Origin of the sequence: Aeromonas sp. MdU4 (genome assembly GCF_041929505.1) — a bacterium.
Taxonomy (GTDB): domain Bacteria; phylum Pseudomonadota; class Gammaproteobacteria; order Enterobacterales; family Aeromonadaceae; genus Aeromonas.
In genome coordinates, this window is sequence record NZ_JBHFMW010000052.1 from 1 (window position 1) to 6030 (window position 6030).

Sequence of the window (6030 nt, forward strand, 5' to 3'; positions counted from 1 at the left end):
GGCCTGGCAAAACGGGGGCGACCATCTATGCCCAAATCGATGCTGCCTGAATGGAACTAACTCAAGACTTGGTGATCTGATTACCACCATCCTCTTCAAGTCTGCATCATGGGCACGTCTCTTCACCCAATCACTAACTGGCCTCAATACAACAAGTCTCTGATTAACCGCGGTTCACCCACGAAGATATCCTATTAAAAAGTTACTTATTCGTGGACGTTTACACAATTGGATTTACAGGCTCGCCGATTGCGAGGTGGTCCTTAATTATTAAGTATCAGGCTCCAATAACTCCCAACGCCCGCTCTTACGCGGCCCAACAAAACGTAATCGTCCAGCCTTGACCAGCACTGTAACAGCTCTCTCCACCGTGCTGGTCGATTTGCCAATCCGCACAGCCACTTGCTTGAGAATCATGGTCGGCTCAGCTGCCAGCTCAACCAAGATTACCTCCGGCGTTTCTACCCGCATATTTTCCTGATGAGATGAAACCGCTGCAGGTTGAATCGCAATCGCTTGGGCAAGTGCTTCCAGAAAAAAGAGGATGAACGCTGTGCAATCACTGCTGCTATCAGCCTGACTTAGATGCCGATAGTTGTGCTCTTGCCGCGCCTTGATCACCGTCTGCCATAAGCGCACCATTCGACGAGGGATCTGGTTCGCGGGGGCGCCATATGCACCAACTGCTCATCTCGATATATTTCCACCCCACCGTTGCGCCAGTGACCCGCATCATCACAGAGTCCACGTATCAATAGTCCGTGAGCCAGCATAAATCATCAGCTGAAGCCGGATCCCAATCAGGCATTGCCTCATAGGCAGCAAACGCATTACGAACCGCCTGGATCTCACGGGGAAGCCCAAGTACCGTCTTACCATCAATCACTGCCGTCACCAGATCTACACTCAGGGTATTTGCTCAATAGCCAGGAAAGCTTGAATCGTGCAGAGCCGATTCTCCCAACGCAGCATTTACCGACAAGAGGCGAAGATCGCAGCTGTAGATTGATTATATCGAGATGTTTTAAAATCCAATCAGGTGTCATGGTTCCAATGACGAGCTGTCGCCGGTAGAGTTTGAAAGGCAATTTGTTTTTCAGAAAAAGGGAATTTCGAAATACCCGAGGCTATTCAGAATAGCAGGTGAGATTCAATGGAACCGTCAAGATGAAGCAGTATTAGGATCAGTTATTGAGTTATCGGTGCTATAGAAGCAAGCGGAAGCGCCAAACGCCCCCAGACCTACCAATGCTAAGTAATAAGCTGGAACAAGTGGCTCACCTGTGAAATCCGTCAGCCAAGTCAGTACCAACGGAGTTGTGCCTCCAAAGAGGGCGTTAACCGTGTTAAAGCCAAAGGCAAAGCCACTGTAGCGGATCTCGACCGGAAACAGCTCAGCAATAAAGCAGGCCAGTGCCCCGTCGTTGATCGAGAGCAGCAGCCCGAAAAACGGGACAATCAACATCATGGCCGACAACGACAACGACAACGACGACGCAGCCGTGAGCTGGGAGAAGACCGGAACGCTCAGCACGATAAAGGCGAATGATGCGAGCATTAGCATACGCGGCCGCCCGAAACAGTCCGAGAGATACCCAGCAAAAAACACAAAGACACCGTAGACCATCAGGGTGAAAATGGTGACCAGCACCGAGAGCCGGAACGACACTCCGAGCGTTGCTGTAAGGTAGGTGGGCATGTAGCTCAGTAGGAAGTAAAAGCCTACTGCATTGAGTGAGGTAACGCCGAAGAGCACCAGCAGTGCACGCTTGTAGTGGCGAAGCAGCGTCACGATGGGAGCCTGCACCGTCTTGCCGGAGGATTGAAACACACTGAACTCCGGCGTGTCTTCCAGGTTCACCCTGATGTAGCGACCGATGATCCCCATCGGAGCGGCAATCAGAAACGGGATACGCCATCCCCACGACTCAAGCTGGTCAACCTCCAGCATGCCTTGCAGCAACGCCACGCAGAGGGCGCCAGCGAGCAGCCCGATTGCGGTGCTGGCCGGGATCAGGCCGACATAGAGGCCGCGCTGGTGCTTCGGTGCATACTCGGCGATAAAGATGACGCTCCCCGCATACTCTCCCGAGGCAGAAAAGCTCTGCACCAGTCGGCACAGACAGAGCAGCAGCGGCGCTACAAACCCGATGCTGGAGTATGAGGGGAGCAGTGCGATACCAAAGGTCGAAGCTGACATCAGCAAGATGGAGATCGAGAGCACGTTGCGCCGGCCGACCCGATCCCCCTGGTGCCCCCAGAACACACCGCCCAGCGGCCGCACCACAAATGAAAAGGCGAAGATGGCAAAGGTCGCCAGCAGTCCCGCAGTCTGGTCCTCATAGGGGAAAAACACCCTGGAGATCACAATAGCGAGATAGCCATAGACCGCGTAATCGAACCACTCGATAAAGTTACCGATAAAGCAGGCGGTTGCCACCTTGTGCAAGGTACTTCGGGAGGTATCCTGTTCCATCGTTTCCTGCATACGCCCCCTCATAACGGCTGCTGCGCGGGTTTGACCTTGCGCCCGGTCAGCGAGACCAGGATCTCGGCCATACCTCCCAGCACAATCAACCCGCCACCGACAAACTGCATGGTCGAGAGTGGCTCGTCATAGAGCACCAACCCAATAAACAGCGCGGCTACTACGCATTCCCAGTAGGAGACACAGGCAAACTCCACCGCCTTGAGGTGGCGGATAGCGATGGTACAAGTACCAAGCGCCCCGAAGCCACAGACGAAACCGATAGCAATCCACCAGAGCCAGTCGCTGCAGCCCATCTGGGCAAGGCTCGGCGTGGTAAAGGTAAAGAGCACCACAATGCCGATCAACGCGAAGACAAAATTCCAGAAGGCGCGGATATCGCCTGGGATCTCGGTGCGCAGTCGGCCAAAGAAGAGAAACAGGCCGTAACCTACCCCCGAATAGAGCGCCAGCATGTCGCCAAACAGCGTCTCTTCCGAGAACGTCATGGAAAAATGGACACCGCTGGCATCAACCGAGATCAATCCGACGATAAACAGCATCCCCGTAAAAACCGAAACCACCGCCAGCCAAGTAGAGAACTTCATCCGCTCTTTAAGAAAGATGACCGCCAACAGGGTCGAGATGATAGGGCCGATGTAGATAAAAAAGACCGCGTTGGCAATCGAAGTGTGTTGGGTCGCCGCCACATAGGCAGAGAGGCTGTTCCCCATAAAAAAGCCGCTCGCCATCACGCTAAACGAGAGTGCATAGCGGCGAAGCTCCCCCAGCCGGCCACGATAAACGATGAGCCCGATAAAAAAGGCGGCGCCAAACAGCATCCGCGAGAAGGCGATAAAATCACCCTGAGCATTGATATGCCGAGCAAAAAACCGACAAAGCCCATCAAGCTAGCCGCCACAAAGGCGTTGAGAAAACCAATTTTCTTGTCTATCGGGGCATGCGCCATCTCCCCGTGCGACAGTACAATTTCTGACATCCTGTTGCCCCCCACATCTTTGGAGAAAAGCCCAATCCAGGCAGAATCAGGCTTTGGTTACACCACAGAAGACTACACTCGGGTTACATCGAGCCCGCTCTGGTTGGGGAAGTAGTCAAGACAACCTCCTTCCCGATACACATCTGCCGTCGCACAGTGCAGGCCGCCACCAAACGGATAGGCATCACGGAACGGCACCGGGATGACGTTCATACCCAGCTTATCCATCTGCTCCATCTGGTGCACTTCAGAGGCTTCCACCACCACGGTCCTGTGATCGAGCACCAGACAGTTCATCGAGAGCCAGACCGAGCTGTAGCAAAGCGCTGGCGGCTCGGTATGAGCCGGCTTGGCCGCCTCGACTATTTGCCAGTCGTTCTTCTCGAAGATGGCGCGCTGCTCCTTGGGCAGGGGACGTACCGGGTTGTTGATGATGAGACCAGGGCGCAGCGGCACAAAGGTCGCATCGATGTGGATCGGGTACGGATCCCCCGGGAAGTTCACCGCATGTATGCGCAGCTCGGGATATTTGCGCTTGAACCACTCCATCGCCTTGCGGTTGGTGGTCAAGCCATGCTGGATGAAAAGATCCTTGCCAAGGCGCATCACATCGGCGGCATCAAACAGGATCTCGTTTTCGGTGGTGACAAAATCCTTGTTGGCGGTGCGCATCAGACGCTCTTCAAGCGTGATCTTCTCGTCGTAATAGTTGTGCTTGTAGGACTTGTCATTGAGGCGCGGACGCGGAGCCTGACTCCAGAGGAATTCGGGGTCTTCCTCGAAATAGCGGCTCAGCAGCGAGCGAAACGCCAGGTACTCCCAGTAGCGACAGCGAAACGACATGGCGGCCTCAATGATCTCGTTGCCGATGGTGAGCAAGGTGTCACGCGGTGGCATACAGGTCATCATGGAGTCGGTTCGGAAATCCGGCGTGATCACCGGCTGGTTCCACTGGAGCGGCTCGGGGCGGTCCACCCGAACACCGCGCTCCTGAAGGATACGGGCAAGATAGTCTAGCTGGGCATTGGCCTTTTCTACAGTTTCGAGCGGCCGAGGGCCCCACATGCCACGCATCGGGCTATCTATGGGCACCTTTTCCGATGTAGCCGGCTCTTCGGGTGGAATGCAGCTGTGGTCAGCACGACCGACGATAACATGTTTGAGAGGATCGAAGTCGTTCCACGAATTCACAATCTTAGCCATACAATCACCTACCTTGTTCATGTGGGCAAGTTCGTCTGCTTGCATGACCATTGGAATATTTTCATCCCGCGCTGTAATTACACAATTGTGCCAACAAGCATCAAATTTAGATCACCCCCAGTAGCAATGGTTGGTTTCTGTGATGCAACCGGCATATTGCACAAAAAAAATTAAAACGCTATATTTTCTCCCTAAGTCATCTTACTAACCTCAGTAATACAATTAGTTAGGAATGGCGTTGTTTCCTAAATCGATATTGTAGTGGTCAACTAAATCCGGACACTTGGTTAGGCCGTTCTTCGGCTTTTGCTGGCGGTATCCCGTCATTGTGGCAATGTGGACGCCGCCAGTTGTAGTAATCCATCAGGTAATAACTGATATCTCGTTTCGCCTCTCGCAAGCTCATATATTCCATAGCCGGGAGCCACTCTGACTTCAGGCTTCTGAACAACCGCTCCATCGGGGCATTGACGCTCCTATGTCAACAAACTCGCGCTGAGTCAGCTAAATCGGCCAAGATCAAAGGGTAGAGTTCTCTGACGATATAGCGTTTCAAACAACGCTGGATCTCTTTCGAAAATAAGCCTTGGGCGCTACGTCGTGCGACGTAAGATTGGGTTTGTGGATCTCCCCGCATCCGGACCATTGCAATCGTCCATAACGCATTATTTGCTGCACGGTTACCACCTCGGTTTAAGCGATGTCGTATGGTTTTTCCCGAGGATGCGGGTAAAGGATTAACCCCACAAAGTGCCGCAAGCGATGCTTCATTTCTTAACCGTTCCGGGTTATCGCCAGCCGTTGAAAGCAGCACCGCTGCGGTTTGAGGGCCGACGCCAAATTGCTCGCGCAGACGACGAGCATGTTGATGGGTCAAGGCATCCAACATGGCATCAAGTTTTTCAACTTCGTCTGCCAATAGCAGCCAACGCTTGGCCAGCAGACACAGGGTAGTCGTTAACGTATGCAGGAGTTCAGTGGTACCCAATGACCTCACTCGTGCGCATCCCTTTGCACAGTCAGCGGGCTTGCTTTTCCAGAGTCGTTCACGAACATCCTGGGGGGCACTGACAAGCAATGCTCTGAGTTGATTCATTGCCTGCGTTTTGGCTTTGACGGCGCTGCGTCTGGCTACTGATACCACTCGCATCATTTCTGCCGCGCCTGACTGGGTCTTTGCTATCGCGTTAGCACTACCGGAAAGAACGGATCTCGCTGCACTTTCAGCATCGGTAGGATCCGATTTCCCCTGAAGCCTGCGTTTGGAGCGGTCAGGGCGATTAACGTCGAAGACTTCGATACCATGCTTGCGCAGTACACTGGCCAAGCCAGCACCATACGTGCCTGTGCCTTCAACGCC

Annotated in this window: 5 protein-coding genes and 1 pseudogene; all 6 read right to left on the minus strand. The window is 53.6% G+C overall.

What is annotated here, in order from left to right:
• Window positions 1-270 precede the first annotated feature (270 nt).
• Window positions 271-642, minus strand: coding sequence for a hypothetical protein (locus tag ACE1BR_RS22815; RefSeq protein ID WP_374874334.1), 372 nt, complete (start codon window positions 640-642; stop codon window positions 271-273).
• A 520-nt stretch (window positions 643-1162) separates the two neighbouring features.
• Window positions 1163-2488 (minus strand): MFS transporter, encoded by a 1326-nt coding sequence (locus ACE1BR_RS22820; protein WP_374874336.1) that lies wholly within the window; start codon window positions 2486-2488, stop codon window positions 1163-1165.
• An 8-nt stretch (window positions 2489-2496) separates the two neighbouring features.
• The gene (locus ACE1BR_RS22825) at window positions 2497-3345 is read right to left on the minus strand and encodes a DMT family transporter (protein WP_374874342.1); all 849 of its coding nucleotides are present in this window, start codon (window positions 3343-3345) and stop codon (window positions 2497-2499) included.
• 194 nt (window positions 3346-3539) lie between these two features.
• On the minus strand, window positions 3540-4670 hold the full coding sequence (locus tag ACE1BR_RS22830; RefSeq protein WP_374874338.1) for a serine/threonine protein kinase: 1131 nt from the start codon (window positions 4668-4670) through the stop codon (window positions 3540-3542).
• Between the two features lie 265 nt (window positions 4671-4935).
• A pseudogene (locus ACE1BR_RS22835) lies at window positions 4936-5139 on the minus strand (integrase core domain-containing protein); the annotation flags it as partial.
• Between the two features lie 12 nt (window positions 5140-5151).
• Window positions 5152-6030: IS110 family transposase (locus ACE1BR_RS22840; protein ID WP_374874340.1), on the minus strand; the 879-nt coding region annotated here is incomplete at its 5' end.